The 20203-nt window shown below is 31.9% G+C and carries 21 protein-coding genes; 12 read left to right on the forward strand and 9 right to left on the reverse strand.

The window, feature by feature from the left end; genetic code table 11:
• The first annotated feature begins 51 nt into the window (after nt 1–51).
• From FUA22_RS14120 to FUA22_RS14170, 11 genes are all read left to right on the forward strand, one after another.
• Nucleotides 52–1320, forward strand: coding sequence for a carboxypeptidase-like regulatory domain-containing protein (locus tag FUA22_RS14120; protein WP_170309933.1), 1269 nt, complete (start codon nt 52–54; stop codon nt 1318–1320).
• Nucleotides 1321–1595: 275 nt separating this feature from the next.
• Nucleotides 1596–2234, forward strand: coding sequence for a suppressor of fused domain protein (locus FUA22_RS14125; protein ID WP_170309934.1), 639 nt, complete (start codon nt 1596–1598; stop codon nt 2232–2234).
• Nucleotides 2235–2476: 242 nt separating this feature from the next.
• On the forward strand, nt 2477–3043 hold the full coding sequence (locus FUA22_RS14130; protein WP_147769248.1) for a hypothetical protein: 567 nt from the start codon (nt 2477–2479) through the stop codon (nt 3041–3043).
• Between the two features lie 173 nt (nt 3044–3216).
• Nucleotides 3217–3672, forward strand: coding sequence for a GNAT family N-acetyltransferase (locus tag FUA22_RS14135; RefSeq protein ID WP_147769249.1), 456 nt, complete (start codon nt 3217–3219; stop codon nt 3670–3672).
• A 167-nt stretch (nt 3673–3839) separates the two neighbouring features.
• Nucleotides 3840–4889 (forward strand): ligand-binding sensor domain-containing protein, encoded by a 1050-nt coding sequence (locus FUA22_RS14140; protein WP_147769250.1) that lies wholly within the window; start codon nt 3840–3842, stop codon nt 4887–4889.
• A gap of 355 nt (nt 4890–5244) precedes the next feature.
• The gene (locus FUA22_RS14145) at nt 5245–5865 is read left to right on the forward strand and encodes a hypothetical protein (protein WP_147769251.1); all 621 of its coding nucleotides are present in this window, start codon (nt 5245–5247) and stop codon (nt 5863–5865) included.
• 166 nt (nt 5866–6031) lie between these two features.
• Nucleotides 6032–7912 (forward strand): M1 family metallopeptidase, encoded by a 1881-nt coding sequence (locus FUA22_RS14150; protein WP_147769252.1) that lies wholly within the window; start codon nt 6032–6034, stop codon nt 7910–7912.
• Between the two features lie 172 nt (nt 7913–8084).
• Complete coding sequence (locus tag FUA22_RS14155) at nt 8085–8516, forward strand: YdhR family protein (RefSeq protein ID WP_147769253.1); 432 nt, start codon at nt 8085–8087, stop codon at nt 8514–8516.
• Between the two features lie 516 nt (nt 8517–9032).
• Nucleotides 9033–10286 carry an ammonium transporter gene (locus FUA22_RS14160; RefSeq protein WP_147769254.1) on the forward strand — a complete coding sequence of 418 codons (1254 nt, stop codon included), beginning with the start codon at nt 9033–9035 and terminating at the stop codon, nt 10284–10286.
• Nucleotides 10287–10322: 36 nt separating this feature from the next.
• Nucleotides 10323–10664 carry a P-II family nitrogen regulator gene (locus FUA22_RS14165; RefSeq protein WP_147769255.1) on the forward strand — a complete coding sequence of 114 codons (342 nt, stop codon included), beginning with the start codon at nt 10323–10325 and terminating at the stop codon, nt 10662–10664.
• A gap of 190 nt (nt 10665–10854) precedes the next feature.
• On the forward strand, nt 10855–13167 hold the full coding sequence (locus FUA22_RS14170; RefSeq protein ID WP_147769256.1) for a chondroitinase-B domain-containing protein: 2313 nt from the start codon (nt 10855–10857) through the stop codon (nt 13165–13167).
• Here the strand turns inward: FUA22_RS14170 and rimO are convergent.
• Nucleotides 13164–14468, reverse strand: a complete 1305-nt coding sequence (gene rimO / locus FUA22_RS14175; RefSeq protein ID WP_147769257.1) for a 30S ribosomal protein S12 methylthiotransferase RimO — start codon at nt 14466–14468, stop codon at nt 13164–13166. The genes FUA22_RS14170 and rimO overlap by 4 nt on opposite strands.
• Before the next feature lie 82 nt (nt 14469–14550).
• Between rimO and FUA22_RS14180 the strand changes: the two genes are divergently transcribed.
• On the forward strand, nt 14551–15630 hold the full coding sequence (locus FUA22_RS14180; protein ID WP_147769258.1) for a serine hydrolase domain-containing protein: 1080 nt from the start codon (nt 14551–14553) through the stop codon (nt 15628–15630).
• On the opposite strand, the gene FUA22_RS14185 is transcribed toward FUA22_RS14180, so the two are convergent.
• The 8 genes from FUA22_RS14185 to FUA22_RS14220 all read right to left on the reverse strand — a co-directional run bounded on the left by FUA22_RS14185 (nt 15627) and on the right by FUA22_RS14220 (nt 20202).
• The gene (locus tag FUA22_RS14185) at nt 15627–16055 is read right to left on the reverse strand and encodes an SRPBCC family protein (RefSeq protein WP_147769259.1); all 429 of its coding nucleotides are present in this window, start codon (nt 16053–16055) and stop codon (nt 15627–15629) included. The two genes, FUA22_RS14180 and FUA22_RS14185, sit on opposite strands and share 4 nt — an antisense overlap.
• Before the next feature lie 61 nt (nt 16056–16116).
• Nucleotides 16117–17070 carry a signal recognition particle-docking protein FtsY gene (gene ftsY, locus FUA22_RS14190; protein WP_147769260.1) on the reverse strand — a complete coding sequence of 318 codons (954 nt, stop codon included), beginning with the start codon at nt 17068–17070 and terminating at the stop codon, nt 16117–16119.
• Between the two features lie 240 nt (nt 17071–17310).
• Complete coding sequence (locus tag FUA22_RS14195) at nt 17311–17463, reverse strand: DUF4295 domain-containing protein (protein ID WP_076697604.1); 153 nt, start codon at nt 17461–17463, stop codon at nt 17311–17313.
• A 6-nt stretch (nt 17464–17469) separates the two neighbouring features.
• Nucleotides 17470–17652: a 50S ribosomal protein L33 gene (gene rpmG / locus FUA22_RS14200; protein ID WP_008271040.1), complete on the reverse strand. Its 183-nt coding sequence runs from the start codon at nt 17650–17652 to the stop codon at nt 17470–17472.
• A gap of 25 nt (nt 17653–17677) precedes the next feature.
• Nucleotides 17678–17914, reverse strand: a complete 237-nt coding sequence (gene rpmB / locus FUA22_RS14205) for a 50S ribosomal protein L28 (protein ID WP_072402996.1) — start codon at nt 17912–17914, stop codon at nt 17678–17680.
• Nucleotides 17915–17995: 81 nt separating this feature from the next.
• Nucleotides 17996–19246 (reverse strand): competence/damage-inducible protein A, encoded by a 1251-nt coding sequence (locus tag FUA22_RS14210; protein ID WP_147769261.1) that lies wholly within the window; start codon nt 19244–19246, stop codon nt 17996–17998.
• Nucleotides 19247–19249: 3 nt separating this feature from the next.
• Nucleotides 19250–19591, reverse strand: coding sequence for an Hpt domain-containing protein (locus tag FUA22_RS14215; RefSeq protein ID WP_147769262.1), 342 nt, complete (start codon nt 19589–19591; stop codon nt 19250–19252).
• On the reverse strand, nt 19591–20202 hold the full coding sequence (locus tag FUA22_RS14220) for a fumarylacetoacetate hydrolase family protein (RefSeq protein ID WP_147769263.1): 612 nt from the start codon (nt 20200–20202) through the stop codon (nt 19591–19593). Before FUA22_RS14220 ends, FUA22_RS14215 begins: the two co-directional genes overlap by 1 nt.
• Nucleotide 20203: the final 1 nt, after the last annotated feature.

Genomic DNA, 20203 nt, shown 5'->3' on the forward strand with positions numbered 1-20203 from the left:
CCTTTTTTTCGTATCTTATTAGCACTTAAACAATTAAATCTCATTTTAGTCATGAAAAATAAACTCCCTTTATACCCGACCTTACTGATGGTTTGCCTTTTTGTTGTTTGTGGCACCAATTATTTAATAGCACAAAACATATCAAACTTCATAGAAATTAAAGGAACTGTGGTTGATGAAACCTCTAGAAATCATTTAGTATTTACAGATTTAGTAATAAAAGGTACTAACATAAGTACCGTAACAAATATGGATGGTGAATTTCTTTTAAAAGTACCTACAAATCATATTGATGGCATGGTGATTATTTCACATTTAGGTTATGAAAAGAAAGAAATTGAAATTTCGTCTTTAAAAGGTAAAGTAAAAATCACCTTAAAACAAGCTATAACAACCTTAGATGCTGTTAATTTAATTGCTAGACCAAGTAATGCTAAAGAGTTGGTACTAGAGACCTTACGTAAAAAAGGTGCTTTATACAACAATGATAACACTTTAATGACAGCTTTTTATAGAGAAACTATAAAGAAAAGACGTAAAAACGCATCGTTATCTGAGGCTGTTGTTAAGATTCACAAACAGCCTTATACTAATTATAGAAAAGATAATATAGAGTTGGTGAAGGCAAGAAAAAACACAAATTATAATAGACTTGACACCCTTGCTTTAAAACTTCAAGGTGGTCCTTTTAGTAATTTATATACAGATTTGGTTAAATATCCTGAATTTATTTTTACTGAAGAAGATATCGACGATTACGAATTTAGCTTTGGAGAATCTACCAATATTAACAAAAAGCTAGTTTATGTGGTTAACTTTAAACAAAGTAGTTTTATTAGAGATCCCTTGTACTTTGGTAAACTTTATATAGATGCTTCAACTTTAGCATTAACAAATGCTGTTTATAGTTTAAATGTTGAAAACAAAGAACTTTCTAGTCAAATGTTTGTACGTAAAAAACCTAGAAAAGTTGATGTTCATCCTACTAAGGCTAACTATAGGGTAAATTATAGAATCCAAAATGGTAAATGGCACTATGCCTACAGTAATATTCTTTTAAGTTTTAAAGTAAACTGGAAAGGCAAATTATTTAATAGTATTTATACTTTAAATAGCGAAATGGCTGTTACAGATTGGGAAATTCACGAATCTAAATTTGCCAAACTTAAAGACCAAATGTTGCGTCCATCTACAATTATGTCAGATCAAGCTTCTGGTTTTTCAGACCCAGAATTCTGGGGAGAATATAATATTATAGAACCTGAAAAATCTATTGAAAATGCTATTGCTAAAATTCAAAAGCAATTGAAAAAGCCTTAATACATATTAATTTATAAACGATAAAATCCCGATAGCTTACTATCGGGATTTTTTTTACCTATTTTTATAATATATTACTTGTAAGACTCATCTTTAAAGAGAGTAAATAAAGTACAACTTTAGTAATAAACATAATGTAGATAAACGCAATTGTGTTTATCTGTACGTTGCCAGTAATATGAGGAAACCGAAATCAAATGAAAATAATGAACTATAAAACTATCTTTCTGATTTTTGTTTCAACAATTATGTATTCCCAAAATGCCGAAAAAAATATGAGCGATAAAGTACCTAATAGTGTTGAAATTGTTGACAGTCATTTAGACCAATTCTTTGATGAAGATGCAGACATTGTTGTATTTGACGAAATAGAATCTGAAATAATTCACAGAGACATTTTTTTTATAAAAGCTACAGAAGATAGACCGTATCACATTTTATTGAGCTGTGGAATGAGTGCTTTACCAATGAAAGTTCCTGAAGACATAGAATCGTCTGAATTTGCAGAAGTTATGATTTTGCTACCAAAAGAATGGAATTTAAACTATGAGTCTTTTAGCGACGAACGTAATTATTGGCCAATTAGAATAATGAAGGAATTAATGATGTTACCACATCCAAATAAAACTTGGTTAGGTTTTGGACATACTTTTGGACACGAAGATGATGATGAACTTGCAGAAGGCATTGGATTTAATTCCGTAATGTTAGCCAGCTCAATGGAATTATCAGCTGATTTTACTGAAATTGAACTTGAAAACGATAAAACTATTGATATTTATACTTTAATTCCTCTTTACAAAGAAGAACTTGAGTTTAAGAAACAAAATAGCGCGACTGATTTACTTGAGAAATTTGACAAATTCGGAATTGAAGAAATTGTGAAAGTTGGAAGAAAAAATGTCTGCAAATAAAATACTACTGGCAACAACGTGTATAAAACATAGCTATTACAGGCTTTCAGAGAGGTTTTTGCTTATTTAGTAAGACCACCAAATTTTTAAATTTGGCTTTTAAGATTAATAAGTTAAAAACAAAATATAAAAATTCGGCTATGTGTTTATCCGAAAAGTTAGTGTCTTTTTGCACGCTACGTTTCATACACAAACCGTTGTACTTCATTATGAATCGAACGATTTTCTAAATCATAATTAAAATGGAATTATTTAACTATATCGCTATTGCCTTTTCATTTGTTTATAGTACTGCAGCAATTAGACTTATAGGCGGATTGTCCGCAGCAATAAATAAAAATAGTAGATATGTAGTCCACCTATTATTTATTGTAATTATGTTAATTAGTATTATAACTAGCTTTTGGGGAATTTGGGCACATAGAAATCTAGAAGACTGGAAATTATATAAATTTATTTTCCTACTTATTGATGGTGCACTGTACTATTTCATAGCGACAGTTTTAGTTCCAGAAAATCCTAACGAAGTTGACTCTTGGAAAGACTATTATTATAAAAATAAGCATAAGCTATTTTATGCTATACTAACATTTTTAGTGTATATCCAATTAAATGGTATTGTTTTGACTGGCGAATTTTACTTTGGTCCAGAGCAATATTTCCATATAATTTCTCTTATTCCTATATTTTTTGGTTTGCGGAGTAAAAATCACAAAGTTCATCTTGTTATTGCTTGTTTCTATATAATAACGACTTTGACAATGATGCTAACAGTGGCCTCTGAACCAGGATGGGTAAGTCAGTTGTAAAAAAACGAAAGCACAACAATGGCTATAAGTAATTGCTTGAGGATGGTAAGCGCCAATCGGAATATTCTCCGAATATTCCTCACTCGGTGCCTTTTTGCTAACTTTGGTACTTTAAGCAACTACCCATAGCCGAGACCGTTGTGCTTAATTAGAATCAAAATCGTAAAGGTTTGATGATAAAAAAACTTCAAAATAACGACATTAAAATATCAAGTCAGATACATTCTGTTTTTCAATTATCATATGCTATCGAAGCAGAGCTTTTGGGCGCAAATGATTTTCCTCCACTAAAAAGACCTCTTGAAAGTTATCTTGAAAGTGATAATGAATTTTACGGATACCTTGAAAATAATGAATTAGCAGGAGTCATAGAAGTTGAACGGACTGACAAACACATAGATATCAATAGTTTGGTCGTGAAGCCAAAATTTTTTAGACGCGGAATAGGAAAAAAATTAATGGAATTTACTTTCAATAGATTTGACTCGGAACTTTTTATTGTTGAAACAGGTGTTAAAAACAAACCTGCTACTGAGTTATACAAAAAACTTGGATTCAAAGAAATGAAACAGTGGAATACTGACTTTGGAATTAGAAAAATCCTATTTGAAAAAAGAATAAATAACTAAGCTCAAAAAGGTATAATCGCAATTACAGCGGATTCGACTACGTCCGAATCCACACGGAATTGTTAAAGTCAGTGCTTAATCGAATAATAACGTATATTAACCTGTAACTGACGGTTATACGAAGCCGTTAGCTGTAACTCAAGGACAGCCGAAAAATCATTAAACAGATGAAAGTGAAATTGAACATATTTATTTTTTTCAACGCATTGGTTTTATTGACATCTTGTAATGGACAGACCTCAAACAAACAAGTTAAGACTGAAAACATTGTTAAGGGTGAAACTGTGTCAATACTTGGTAATAGCGTAATGGTAATTTTTCAAGACAGTAAGAACGATTATTGGTTTGGTAGTTGGGAAACTGGAATATATAAATACGATGGAAAAACAATAGTTAATTACACAACAAAACACGGTTTACTAAACAACAGAATAGATGAAATAAAAGAAGATATATTTGGCAACATTTATTTTTCCAGCGCAAACGCAATCTCAGAAATATCAAAGTTTAACGGAAAGACATTCACAACTTTGAAGGCAATTCCCAGTGAGAACTGGAAACTTGATTCCACAGATATGTGGTTTAAATACTCTTATGGAAATACAGGGAAAGTATATCGTTATGATGGTACTACTTTATTTGAATTGCAGTTGCCAAATCCACCAAACCTCTCAAACCCTTTTGCTGTTTACAGTATCTACAAAGACATAGAAGAGAATATTTGGTTTGGTACAAACCCTCTTGGAGTTTGTCGGTACAATGGAAAATCGTTTGACTGGATTACTGAAGAAGACGTAACCGAATTTCGCAACGAAGGTGCAAACGGAGTACGTTCAATTGCTGAAGACCAAAATGGCAACTTTTGGTTTAATACCGAATATCGATATGGTGTTTATGACAGCACAACATTAAAAAGCAATAAGTTTTACTCAAGACATCAAAGTATAGGTGGTTTAGATGGTAAAAAAGACAGCAATTTGGACGAGTATTTATCAACTGTAAAAGATAACAATAACAATTTGTGGTTTGTAACCTATCTTGATGGTGTTTGGAAATATGATGGAACGAAAATTACACACTATGCCGTTCAAGACAATTCCAAACAGATTGCTCTATTCAGCATATACAAAGATAACAAAGGCGACCTTTGGCTAGGGACTCAAGAAAACGGAGCATATAAATTCAATGGAACAGCATTTGAAAAATTCATAAAATAACGAATGAAAAAAGAGCTACAGCTAACAACATGTATAATTAATTGCTTTGGCAAGTGCTTATTTGGAAAATTCCTTCGGAATTTTCTCATGTTCGTTTTCGTTTACTAAATTAGTTGCTGAAACACGCAACTAAGCATACACAAAACTGTTAGCCTTCATTATCTGACAAATTCTATTCAAATAAACTGAAACTGCTATCTTTAGAAAAATTAACCAGAATTTAAATGATAAAATTCTTTAAAAAATTTGACAAAAACTGCTTTCTGAAAACAAATTTAGCAAGTATCTGCTTTATGCCATTGGAGAGATTATTCTTGTTGTTATAGGTATTTTAATAGCTTTGTATATTAACAACTTGAATACTAATCGAAAAACTCAAAGCACTATTATAAACTATTATGAGCGGATAAATGAAGAGTTAAAACATGAAATTGAGACCCAAAAAAGTAATAGAGTTGCATTTCAAGATTTAGCTAACAAAAGTATACGCACATTAAACATTTTAAACACCAATAATAAAGACTCTATTTTTACCTTAAAAGAATTGCTAGGCGCAACAGCTACGGGTTGGGAATTAAACATTACATTGCCAGTATCAGATGAGTTTATTAGTAGTAATTACTTGACCGAAGTTGAGAATGATTCTCTTAAGTTGGAGTTTAATTTTATTTCCAAAATGAAAGAATATTTACCAATTCATAATGACATTAAGAAGTTACAATATGTTAATACAATAGAACCTTTTTTTAATAAGCATATTAATTATAGCCATGTGGCTCATGAACTGTATAAAGATAACCTAGTTATTGGAGGACCACCAACAAATTATGAAATCCTATTTGATAATATGGAGTTTTGGAATATTGTTACTTTTAGACTAGAAAATATTACTTCTGATTTAAGACTAATAGATAGAATTATTAGAAGCTTTGAATTTATGAATCGGGAAATTGAAAAGGAATTAAAAAATAATTAATAAACTAAAATTAAGAGATTGTAAACTTAAGACGTGTATAATTCATGCTTCTCATTAACTTCAAATAAAATTCCTAACTTTAAACAAACAATTGGTTTTCATCGGAATTATCCTAGGGACGGTTCCGCACAAATCATACACGAACACGATTGCTAACAATTAGATTATGAAAATAAAGCATTCTATCATATTCACATTACTATCCTTAAGCATTTATGGTCAAAGTAGTTTATACATGCCGATTGAATTTCAAAACGCATATAAAAATAAGACAAGAGCACTTAATGGAAACCCTGGAGAAAATTATTGGCAAAACTCAAGTTCGTATACAATTTCGGCTGAAATAGAACCTGAAACATGGAAAATAAGAGGTAGTGAAAAAATTACATATACCAATAATAGTCCGGATAGCCTAACATCAATTATTATAAAGACTTATCCTAATCACTATAAAAAAGGGATGCCAAGAGCAAATCGGGTACCATTAGAAACACTTAGTGATGGAATGCTAATAACTGATTTAACAATTGATAATTCTTCCGTTTCAATGGATAACAATCCAAATGTTAAAATTCAAAGTACTTATATTGAAATACAACTTTCTAATCCTATTCTTCCACATAGCTCGGTTATTTTAAATTTAAACTGGACTACACAAATGCCATCGATATACGTAAATAGAATTGGAGCGTATGATGATAATAGCGCTTTTATTGGGTACTGGTATCCTCAAATAGCGCGATATGATGATATAGATGGATGGGACAGAATTGAGTATTTAGGAATACAAGAATTTAATACCGATTTTGCGTCTTTTGATGTAAAGATAAAAGTGCCTAGTGGTTATAATGTTTGGGCTACTGGAGATTTACTAAATCCAAAAGAAGTATTAACAGAAGAAGAATTAAAACGATATAATAAAGCCAAGAAATCTAATGAAGAAGTAACCATAATTTCTGGCACTAATTCTCCACTAAAAATAGATGGAGAGGAGATATGGCATTATAAAGCACTTAATGTTAAAGATTTTGCTTTTGGTGTCAGTAATACCTTTAAATGGATAAGTAATACTGTAACTATTAATGGTAAAAAAGTGATATCTAGCGTGGTATATGATACCAAGTATAACACCCCAGCTAAAAGATTATTAGAGGTTCAAGAAAAAGGATTAATATATGCTTCAAATATCTCTCCCGGTATAACATATCCATATAATAGATTTACCACGTTTATTGGAGTACCAGAATTTGATGGTCAAGAGTTTCCCATGTTAGCCAATAATGGAATGGGTTATCGAGAAATTGATAATACACATGTAACCCAACATGAATTGGCACACACTTATTTTCCTTTTTATGCTGGTATTAATGAGGTTAAATACTCTTGGATGGAAGAAAGTTGGGCTATTTATTTTACTATAAAGTTTATACAATCTTATTATAAAAACAAAGAAGAAGAAAATGCAGAGTTGAATAGAAATTTAAAGGCATATAATAAGTCTGCTGGATATATGTGGGAAGTTCCTCTTATAACTCCTTCTTATTTATTTGCTTACAAACCATCACATATACAATTGTCATATAGAAAGCCTGCGTTTATGTACTTTACTTTAGAGAATATGTTAGGTGAAGAAGTTTTTGAGAAATGTCTTAAAACATATATCAATCGATGGGCAGGTAAACATCCCACGCCTTATGATTTTATGTTTACTTTTAATACAGTTAGTGATCAAAATCTTAATTGGTTTTGGAATGCTTGGGTTTTTAAAACTGGTTATGGTGATTTAGAAATAACGAAAGTAGATTTTAACAATTCGAAAGTTATAGTTAGCAATATTGGAGGGCTTCCTTTACCAATTAAATTACAACTGACTTATAAAAATGGAAGCAAACAACATATTGAAAGAACAGCTAATGTTTGGAGTCAAAGTAATGATTTAGTATTTATTGACGTTGATGATATTAAAAACTTAACATCAGTTAAATTAATTACAAATATGTATCCTGATTCAGATTTAAATAATAATAATTTAGAAATAAAACTGTAGCTAACAATGGCTATAATTCATTGCGCTTGAATTACGATTAGGAATTCAACGCTTATTTGCTAACTTTCGTCTACAGCGGAAAGAATCCTGCGGATTTTTCCACAACGAAATCATAACCGAGACCGTTGTCTGCTATTAAAAGCAAATATTTAACAATTAATTTGAACCACATATGAATCTAATTAAGCACACCATTCTTTACATCATCGTACCCATTTCTTTAATTGGCTGTATGAGTAAAAACAACAACAAACCTGATTCTTACAAGTTAGCTGAAAAAGAAGTGAAACAACAAGTGAAAAAGAGTCACCAAGGCACAATTATGTTTATTGTGAGGTTAAAGACCAAACTTACAGAAGAAGAATTGGTACGTAGAGCGAAGGAGCGTGTACCTCAGTTTAGAGCACTTCCTGGACTGATACAGAAGTATTATATAAAAACTAAAAATCCGGGAGAATTTGGAGGTGTTTACATATGGGATTCGATGGAATCATTTAAAAAGTACAAAGAGTCTGATTTGGTTAAGTCTATTGCAGCAGCCTATGAGGTAACAGAGCCACCATCAACCGAATTAATTGACTTAATGTTCGAATTAAGAGATTAACAACATACAAGATTGTATAAGCGGCATTAAAACAAACGATTATATTCCAGTCTTATTCCATTTACCTTGATGAAAAATTGTATAAACCTTTGAAAACAATAATTGAAAAAATATTGGAATCCATTGAAAAAGAATTAAATAAATAACCAAAGCACAACAACATTTATAGTGCATTACCTAGTTCATGTCAGATTACAAAAAATCCTTACAGATTTTCTATTTGGTTTGTTTTTAATATCCTAAAAGTATTTTCAAAAAACTTACCAAACCTATTCTTTACTTTTATTTTAAAAAGAAAAAATCAGCACTCTCATGTTTTAAAATTTTCAGCAATATTACTCAATCATAAAAATCAAATCGGTCATATTATATATTCTTTACGAATATCACAAAAATCAAATCAAAGTATATTAATTCCATAAATTCAACTATATAAAATTACTATATTCACAACTTTTCAACTTATAAACAGTGATTTTTTCACTTTTAAAACCAACTAAAATTTTCAATATTTTTATGGAAGAAGTAACAACTATTGCACTAGAACAAGCAGAAATGATTCATGCGATTGATAGTGTTTGGGTAGCCATTTGTGCTGCAATTATTTTTTTAATGGAAGGTGGTTTTGCCCTTCTTGAAGCCGGATTTGTTAGAGCCAAAAACGCCATGAGTATTATAGCGAAAGTTATGATAGACATAGCAGTTGGTGGTCTCGCATTTTACATTGTTGGCTTTGGAATTGCCTATGGAAACTCCAATGGGTGGTTTGCCTTTGATATTGGCATAACCACTGAAGATTTAGGACTAGGGCTAACCGTTTCAAACAAATTATTCTGGTTCATTCAATTAGGTTTTGCCATTGCAGCCATATCCATTGTATCTGGAGCTGTAGCAGAGCGTATGAAAGTATGGGCTTACGCCATTTTTGTTTTTGTATTTTGTGCCATCATGTATCCATTGGCGGCTAATTGGGTATGGAATCCAGAAGGCTGGCTTGCCGTAAGAGGATTTAACGACTTTGCCGGTTCATCTGCCGTACACGCCATGGGTGGTTTTGCTGCTTTGGCTGCTGCCATTGTTTTAGGCCCGCGTATTGGTAAATATCAACCAGATGGTACATCCAACCCTATTCCAGGTCATAACTTACCATTAGCTGCGGTTGGTGGATTTATATTATGGTTTGGATGGTTTGGTTTTAACCCAGGTTCTACATTATCAGCAGTTGGAAATTGGGAATTAATAGGAACAGTAGTTACAAATACATTTTTAGCATCGGCCGCTGGCGGCGTTTCTACAATGCTTTACACCTATTTTAGATACGGACAAATAGATGTTACTATGGCCATAAATGGTGTATTAGCTGGACTTGTTGCCATAACAGCTGGTTGTAATGTAGTAGATTCTAATTCAGCCATTATTATAGGGTTAGTAGCAGGTGTGTTAGTAGATGTTGCTGTATTATTTTTCGATAAAATAAAAATTGATGATCCCGTAGGAGCGATTGCTGTTCATGGTATCAATGGATTATTTGGAACCATAGCCGTTGGACTTTTCGCGTCAGAAAGTGGTCTATTTTTTGGCGGTGGCATTGATTTACTAGCAACTCAAGCATTAGGTGTACTAGTGATTGGTAGTTTTTCATTTTTAGTCACATATTTATTAATGATTATCCTTAAAAAGACCGTTGGTGTAAGAGTAACTCCTAGAGAAGAAAGAGCAGGAATAGATGCTGTTTCGTTTGGAGTAGAAGCCTATACAGTTTTTGAATAATTATGCACTATTAATAAAAATAAATAACATATACATATGAAAAAAGTAGAAGCCGTAATAAGACCCTCTAAACTAAAAGCGGTTCAAAAAGGTTTAAAAGAGGCGGGTATACCTTGTTTAACTGTACTTCCTGTAAAAGGTTCGGGCCTACAAAATAGCTTTTCAGAACGTTATAGAGGTACTGAGCAATCTATGATACTACAAACAAGAACTATGATTATTTGCGTTGTGAGTGATGAAAATCTGGAATTATGTATTGACACCATTCTAGATAATTCATCAGAAGGACAAGTAGGAGATGGAAAAATATTTGTTTATAACGTAGAAGAAGCCATTAGAATAAGAACTAGAACACGTGGTGCTGAAGCTATAAAATAATAAGCTACAGAGAAACCAAAATCTAAAAGATTAAAAATCCTGATATTTATATCAGGATTTTTTCTTTATACGAATTTCAATTAAACTTAATATTATTTTAGAAAAATAATAAAATCTAAAAAGATTGTATATTCAACATTAAATATTTCTACTAAAAACCACGCGGTATAAAAATTCTATTTACTTCAAAATGAAAAAAACATTTTATTTGTTAACTGTAACTTTTTTATTGTTGTCTTGCAACTTAGCTTCTAAACCTGAACAAAATAGTTTGTTGGTAAGAAATATTGATGAATTAAATAATTTCATTAATAAGGCAGCACCTGGAGATGTTATTGTATTAGCAAATGGTATTTGGAAAGATGTTCAAATTGAATTTTATGGAAATGGAAGTAAAAACAAACCAATTACTTTAAAAGCAGAAACTCCAGGTAAGGTATTTATAGAAGGAACATCTTTCATCCATTTAGGCGGAAATCACCTTATAGTAGAAGGCTTATATTTTAGAAATGGATATTCACCTTCAACTAGTATTATTCGTTTTAAAATTGGCGATAATAAAACGGCATTTAATTCCAGAGTAACCAGTTGTGTCATTAAAAATTTCACCAAACCCAATAGATTAACCAATGATAAGTGGATTGAATTTTATGGTAAACACAACACCTTAAATCATTGTTATATCTCTGGAAAATCAAATGACGGTGAAACTTTACGTGTTTTTCAAGATGGTAATGAACACAGCAGTAATCATCATCAAATAGTTAACAATTACTTTGGACCTAGGCCACGAAAAGGAGGTCCAAGAGCTGAAACTATTCGTATTGGAGACAGTAAGACATCTATGTCTTCCGGTTTTGTAAATGTGTCTAACAATTACTTTGAAGCTTGTAATGGAGAAGTAGAAATCATATCAGACAAAACAAACTACAATACTTTTAAAAACAATATTTTTTATAAATCTGAAGGCTCTTTAGTTTTAAGACATGGGAGTTTTACTACCGTTGATAGTAATATTTTTATTGGAGGTGATGATTCTAACTTCTATGGTGGAATTCGTGTTGTTAGTTCCGGTCATTGGATAACAAACAACTACTTCTATAAGATTAAAGGCGAAGAATTTAGAAGTCCGCTTGCTATTATGAATGGTATACCAATGTCTCCACTAAATAGATACAAACAAGTTACTGATATTGTGGTAGCATATAACACATGGGTAGATTGCAAATCACCATGGCAAATTGGGGTAGGACAAAATATAAAAAGTATGAATGTACTTCCTAAATATGAAATTCGCTCAGCGCCTCCTATTCGATCCTTAATTGCCAATAATTTGATTTTCAATCATGAGTCGGATGATGAACCTTTTGTAAACCATGATAATTTCGAAGGTATTTTGTTTAAAAATAATGTATTGGATAATAGCGATAAGACCTTTACAAAATATGGTGTATTTGAAAACAACACTATAAAAATGAAGCAAATCAACGGTTGGCTGTACGCTCCAGAATTTCCACAACCTATTCTTACTAAAAGTATATATTTTGGTTATGAATTTGATAAAATAAAAACCGATTTATTCGGTACTTCCAGATCTCAAAATAGTATAGGTTCCATTAGCAATTTTGATACAGCTGAAAAGTTCGTTATAAACAATAACCTTTATGGACCTGATTGGTTTTCATCTGAACAAAGAACTACTAGTCCTAAAATATTTAAAACTTCTGCAAACGGTAATGAATTAATTCAAAATATTGCAGAAGCAAACAGTGGGGATATTATTGAATTAACTGATAATCTATACGCTATTGACAACTCTATAGCCATTAAAAAAGACATCACAATCCGTTCAAAAAACAATGCACAAATTATATTTAATAATCCTCAAGAAACTCCTCTTTTTGAAATGCATCCTTACAGTTTTCTGCATTTAGACAGTGTTATTTTAAAAGGTAAAAATAATCAACTAGCTTTTAAACCGCTAGATAAGAAGATGTCTGCAGCTTATAATATAGATGTAAAAAATTCAACAATTGAAGGGTTTGGTTATATACTAAAAGCACCTAAAGGTTCTTTTACTGATATTTTAAAATTTGAAAACAGCTTAATAAAACAATGTAATAATGGTATTGTTTTAGCTGCAGAAGAAAAAGGAGATTATAATGCTGAAATGGTAACAATAACAAATTGTAAATTTGAAAGTGTATCTAATAATGTTGTGAATTTTTTCAGAGGTGGTTATGACGAGTCTACTATTGGTGGTATATTGTCTATAAATAATAGCACATTTATAAACTGTGGTAAATTTGAAGAAAATGGCGTTTTATTAAAAACCAAAGGCATTATAAATGTTGATTTAACAAATAATACATTTCAGAACAACCCAGTTAAATATGTTGCCGTATTATGGGGAGCTAAAAACAATATTCACAAAGAAAACATCCTAATTAATTCTGGAGAAATTAAAGTTGAAGAACAACAAAAATTAGAGATTTTGTACTAATTTACCACTACACCGTAAAGATCAAAATCTTCGGCTTCTGTAATTTTAACCGTAGTAAATTCTCCAGTTTTTAAATAAGTTTCGGTTGCATCAATGAGCACTTCATTATCAACATCTGGTGAATCAAATTCTGTTCTTCCAATAAAGAAATTACCTTCTTTTCTATCGATAATAACCTTAAAAATATGTCCTATTTTCTCTTGATTTAATTCCCATGAAATTTGAGATTGAATTTCCATAATTTCATTAGCTCTTGCAATTTTAACTTCTTCAGGAACATCATCTACTAAATTATAAGCATGGGTATTCTCTTCATGAGAATACGTAAAACAGCCTAAACGTTCAAAACGCATATCTTGTACCCACTGTTTTAATTCTTGGAAGTTTTCTTCGGTTTCACCAGGATAACCAACAATCAAAGTTGTTCTAATGGTCATATCTGGAACGGCAGATCTGAATTCCTTTATAAGGTTTGTGGTCTTTTCTTTTGATGTACCACGACGCATACTCTTTAAAATGGCATCCGAAATATGCTGCAATGGAATGTCTAAATAATTACAAACCTTTGGTTCTCTATTCATAACCTCCAATACATCTAATGGAAATCCGGTTGGAAACGCATAATGTAAACGAATCCATTCTACTCCTTCTACCTTAACTAAAGCTTCGAGTAATTCTGCTAAGTTTCTTTTTTTATATAAATCCAGCCCGTAATACGTTAAATCTTGAGCAATTAGAATTAATTCTTTTACCCCTTTTGCTCCTAACTTTTCAGCTTCAACAACAATTTCCTCAATAGGCGTACTTCTGTGTTTACCTCGCATTATTGGAATAGCACAAAAACTACATGGCCTGTCACAACCTTCAGCTATCTTTAAATAAGCATAATTCTTTGGCGTGGTAGTTAAACGTTCCCCTATTAATTCGTGTTTATAATCAGCCCCTAAAACTTTTAATAACCCTGGAAGTTCAGTTGTTCCGAAATATTGATCGACATTAGGAATTTCCTTTTGTAAATCTGGTTTATAACGCTCACTTAAACATCCTGTTACAAACACTTTATCAACCTCACCTTCTTCTTTCTTTTGAACAAATTCCAATATTGTATTTACACTCTCTTCTTTAGCATTATTTATAAATCCGCAGGTATTAATAACCACAATATTACCTTCTTCTTCATGAACAACATCTTTACCACTAGCCTTTAATTGCCCCATTAACACTTCGCTATCGTAAACATTTTTACTACAGCCAAGAGTTACAACATTAATCTTATTTTTCTTCAGAGATTTTGTGCGCATACCTTAATAAATGAGAGCGCAAAGATACAACTTAATTAAACCTTTTATATATTTGAATGTCTCAAAATAAAAACCTACTCGTATGAAAGCGCTTATATACCCAATTATAACAGCTTTACTTTTTTGTTATGGTTGTTCTGCAAATGAACCAATTTCAGAACCAGATCCTATTGAAGAAGAAATATATTTTCCACCGTTTAACACCGATACTTGGGAAACCAAATCTATTTCTGAACTAGGCTGGAATGAAAACCAACTTCAATCATTATTAAATTTCCTTGGAGACAATAATACTAAAAGCTTTATGATTCTTCATGAGGGTAAAATTGTTGTTGAAGACTATATGAATGGACACGATGCCTCTAAATTGTGGTATTGGGCCAGTGCTGGTAAAACGTTAACCACGACGCTCTCTGGAGTTGCGCAAGAAGAAGAACTTATCGATATCAATAATAAGGTTTCTGATTATTTGGGAACTGGTTGGACTAGTGCGCCTTTAGAAAAAGAAAATTTAATTACCTGCAAAAACCTATTATCTATGAACTCTGGTTTAGACGATAGCTCAGATGCTGTTGAACCAGAAGATTTAGAATATGAAGCTGATGCAGGCACACGTTGGGCCTACCACAACGTATATAAAAAAATGCAAGACGTTATAGCCTCTGCAAGTGGCTCTAATTTTGCAAATTATTTTAATTCTAAACTTAGAGACAAAATTGGAATGACTAATACTTCTGGTGGATGGTTACAACTAAGTGACTTTAATGTTTATTGGAGCGACACTAGAAGTATGGCCAGATTCGGATTAATGATTTATGCCAATGGAAAATGGGGTAATACTCAAATTGTTTCCGAATCATTTTTAAACGAAGCTACCAACACTTCTCAAGATATAAATAAATCTTACGGATATTTGTGGTGGTTAAACGGAAAAACATCATATCATTTGCCGGCTAGTCAGTTAGAATTTAGTGGAGAATTAATACCGAATGCTCCGAATGATATGTATGCTGCATTGGGTAAAAACGATCAAAAAATTTATATTGCTCCAAGTAAAAAATTAGTTGTTATTAGAATGGGGGAAGCTGCTGATGGTGAAACCTTTGCCCTATCAAGTTTTGATAATGAATTATGGGAAAAGATTAATAATTTAATCGATTAGTTTCTTTCTTCAAAAGGAATAATGATACCTTTTTCCAGATATTTTTTTAATCCATTTAAAAGTATTGCCCAACAAAATGATGCTATTTTAAAGTGGTCGTTCTGAATTCGCCAATTTGAATGACTAAATCTCACTGATGTTCCAGTCTCCGTTTCTTGTAAATCGAACCCAAATGTTGTTGGACTCCAGTCTCTGTCAGACTTGGTCATTTTAAAAAGAATATATTCATTTGTTTTAACCTCTGAAACATTACAGTACCAATTATAACTATCTGTAAAATTTAGATTGTATTCTTGATTTAATTTTGGAATCCCTGAACTTTTTAAAGTCCACCAATTATTAAGATGCTCTGGTTGGGAAACGGCATCAAATACTTCTTTAGTTGAAGCATTAATTTCCAAATTATGAAAGATAGAATAACTCATAATCCTAAATTTATAAAAAATTATTGATTACGAGATTCCTGCCTTTATTGAAAAGACAGTATTACTTAAAGAAAGAATCTACAAACTCATACTTATTAAAAACTTGTAAGTCCTCAATACCTTCACCTACTCCAATATATTTCACGGGTATTTTAAACTGATCTGAAATACCAATTACTACGCCTCCTTTAGCAGTTCCATCTAACTTGGTTACAGCTAATGAGGTTACTTCGGTAGCCGCCGTAAATTGTTTTGCCTGTTCAAAGGCATTTTGTCCTGTAGAACCGTCTAAAACTAAAAGAACATCATTAGGTGTATTTTCAACAACTTTTTGCATCACGCGCTTCACCTTAGTGAGCTCATTCATTAAGTTAACCTTATTATGTAAACGTCCAGCTGTATCTATAATTACAACATCGGCGTCTTGGGTTACGGCACTTTGTAAGGTATCAAACGCCACAGAAGCCGGATCACTACCCATATTTTGTTTTACGATAGGTACGTCTACTCTATCAGCCCAAACCTGAAGTTGATCTATGGCAGCAGCCCTAAAAGTATCACCCGCTCCTAAAACAACTTTTAATCCTTGCTTTTTAAATTGATATGCTAGCTTACCTATAGTTGTTGTTTTACCTACACCGTTTACCCCAACAACCATAATAACGTATGGTTTTTTATCTTGTGGCACTGTAAATTCAGTTTCTTCGCCTACGTTAGTTTCACTTAATAAACCAGCTATTTCTTCACGAAGAATTTGGTTTAATTCGTCTGTTCCTAAGTACTTATCTGTAGCAACACGTTCCTCAATGCGCTCAATAATTTTAAGGGTTGTGTTTACACCAACATCACTGGTTACAAGAACTTCCTCTAAGTTATCTAATACCTCATCATCTACTTTAGATTTTCCAGCAACAGCTTTACTTAATTTACCAAAGAAGCTTGATTTAGATTTTTCTAACCCCTTATCTAGTGTTTCTTTCTTTTCAGAAGAAAATATTTTTTTAAAAAAACTCATTCTTTAAACATTTATTCACATGTTGTTCAATTGCGTTAGGGATTGAGGCATTTGTTGAAGCTCCTCAAAGAGAGCGACTGCCGAAAGCCCGACCTGAAAGGTAACGCCAAAATTCTTATTGCAATTTCTTTACCACAATTATTTACTGCTATTATGTCAGAAAACCAGTCAAATATAAATATAAAAAAACTGCTTTCTAAAAAAGAAAGCAGTTTCTAATATTTTAAGAAAAGCTTGTGTTTACTTTTTATTTAAAAAGTCATTTACTTGGTCTGGAGCCATGATAGACTCTACAAACATATAAGCTCCTGTTTTAGGTGACTTAACCATTTTGATGGCCTTAGTTAACCTTTTTGATCCCGTTTGTAACGATGCTACTGCTTTTTTTGCCATGACTTATTATTTTATCTCTTTATGAACTGTCATACGCTTAAGGATAGGGTTGAATTTTTTAATTTCCATTCTATCTGGCGTATTCTTTTTATTTTTTGTAGTAATGTATCTTGAAGTTCCTGGTTGTCCAGAAGCTTTATGCTCAGTACATTCTAAAATTACCTGTATTCTATTGCCTTTCTTTGCCATTTCTTAATACTTTATAAATGAGCTATTATTTTAAAAATCCTTTAGATTTAGCTTCTTTAATTGCTGCAGAAATTCCTATTTTGTTAATAGTTTTTAATGCAGATGTAGAAACTTTTAAAGTTACCCACTTATCCTCTTCTGGAATGTAAAAACGTTTCTTAACTAAGTTAGCGTTAAACTTGCGCTTAGTTCTATTTAATGCGTGAGACACGTTGTTTCCAACCATTGCCTTCTTCCCTGTAAGTTCACAAACTCTTGACATTATATATAACTTTAAATTTTTGTTGCTTAAAATCGAGGTGCAAATATACAAAATCTTTATATTATGACAATTTAAATATTATCAATTTTTAAAAATTTCTTTTAGCAACATTTCAAGGGCTTTATTTACTGCCTTATTTATGACTTTTATGCGGTGATTTCCTAAATTAAATTTCTCAGAATACACACCATTTTTATTAGCTATTCCAATAAAAACGGTTCCTACTTCGGCATCAGATTCTCCCTTTGAAGGTCCAGCATTTCCGGTTGTAGCTACCGCAAAGTCTGAATTAAATAGTTTTAATGAATTACTTGCCATGGATTCTGCAACTTGACCACTTACCACGGAATACTCATTAATTACTTCTTTTGAAACACCTAAAACATTCATTTTTGATTGCGTGGAATAGGTCACTACGCCACCATTAAAATAAGCTGATGCTCCTGAATTTTTGGTAAACTGTTCTGCCAAATTACCACCAGTACAACTTTCTGCAATAGCTAATGTTTTACCTAATTTAGTAAGTTGTTTTGCAATTATAATTTCAGCAGACCCTTCTTCATCTTCAAAACCGAAAAATTTATCCTGAATTAATGGTAATACCTTATCAATTTCTTTATCAACGCTCGCCTTAAGTTGTCCTTCGTCAAAACCTTTCGCAGACAAACGTAATCTCATTTTACCCAAATTAGGTAAATATGCTAACCTTATGTATTCAGGTAAAGCGTCCTCCCAAGCTTCTATTCTAGCTGCCAGCGCACTCTCTCCGATACCATAAATCAATAGGGTTTTATGTAAAATAAACGGAAGACTATACTTTTCTTTTAACTTAGGGATAACCTTATACTCTATTAATGCACCCATTTCATACGGAACTCCTGGAAGCGAAACAAAAGTTTTATCATCTTTATCAAACCACATGCCCGGTGCCGTACCGAGCTTGTTCATTAACACAGTAGATTTTGAAGGCACTAAGGATTGATCTATATTTACTTGCAGCAGTTTTCCTCCTACATAGTTTTTCCAAAGATGTTCAATATTATCTAGTACAGATTCATCTTTAACCAAAGTGTCATCAAAATATTTTGCTATGGTTTTTTTAGTGATATCATCTTTCGTAGGACCTAATCCACCAGTTAAAATGATTATATCTACTCTAATTTCAGCTTCTTTAAGAGCCTTAAGAATATGGTCTTTATCATCTTGAATCGAAGTTACCTGATATACAGAAACTCCTATTTTATTAAGTTGTTTAGCTATAAAAGCAGAATTGGTATCAATTACCTGCCCGATTAAAAGTTCATCGCCAATGGTAATTATTTCTGCTAGCATGCATTATAATTTGAAGTCTGACTTTATTTCAACTAGAGCCTTTTCAACAGCTTCAACAACAACTGCTAATTGTTGTGTAATGTCTTCACCTTTTTTAGTGAATTTACCCCAATCTTGCACTTCAATTAAAGTATCTAATACGCCTAACTCAAATAAGTCTACAGTTGGCTTCATTTTATGCGCCGCCTGATAGGTTTCATGATAATCTTCCTCAGCCACAGCCTTTTGCAAACGCTCCAAATCAGGAGCTACTTCTTCTAAAAAAGCTTCAGCTAAAGTTGCAATAAAATCTTCATCGTTATCTGCTAACTCACGTACTCTAAATAATTTGTAATGTTGTTCCATTATTTCACTGTTATTGAAAACATCTCTGTGTTTCCTATAAAACCTTTTAATTTGTCATTAGCAATTACTTTGCCAACTCCTGCTGGAGTGCCCGTAAATATAATATCTCCAATCTTTAATGTAAAATATTTTGAGACATATTCTATTATTTCATCAATTTTCCACAACATGTGGCTGGTATTTCCTTTTTGAACAATATTATCGTTCTTTTTTAAAGAAAACTCAATAGCATTAACATCATTTATTTGCTCTTTAGGTATCCATTTACCAACAACTGCTGAACCATCAAAAGCTTTTGCTTTTTCCCAAGGCAAACCTTTAGCCTTTAATTTACTTTGTAAATCTCTGGCGGTAAAGTCAATTCCTAAGCCAATTTCATTGTAATATTTATGAGCAAATTTTTTATCAATGTACTTCCCTATTCTATTAATCTTAACTAAAACTTCAACTTCATGATGAATGTCCTCCGAAAAATCTGGAATAAAAAAGGGCTGCTTTTTTAATAGTATTGCTGAATCTGGTTTTTGAAATATAACCGGGTCTAAAGGCTTTTCATTTTCGAGTTCCTCAATATGTTCGGCATAATTTCTACCTATACAAATTAGTTTCATT

Origin of the sequence: Seonamhaeicola maritimus, from assembly GCF_008056315.1 — a bacterium.
GTDB lineage: Bacteria > Bacteroidota > Bacteroidia > Flavobacteriales > Flavobacteriaceae > Seonamhaeicola > Seonamhaeicola maritimus.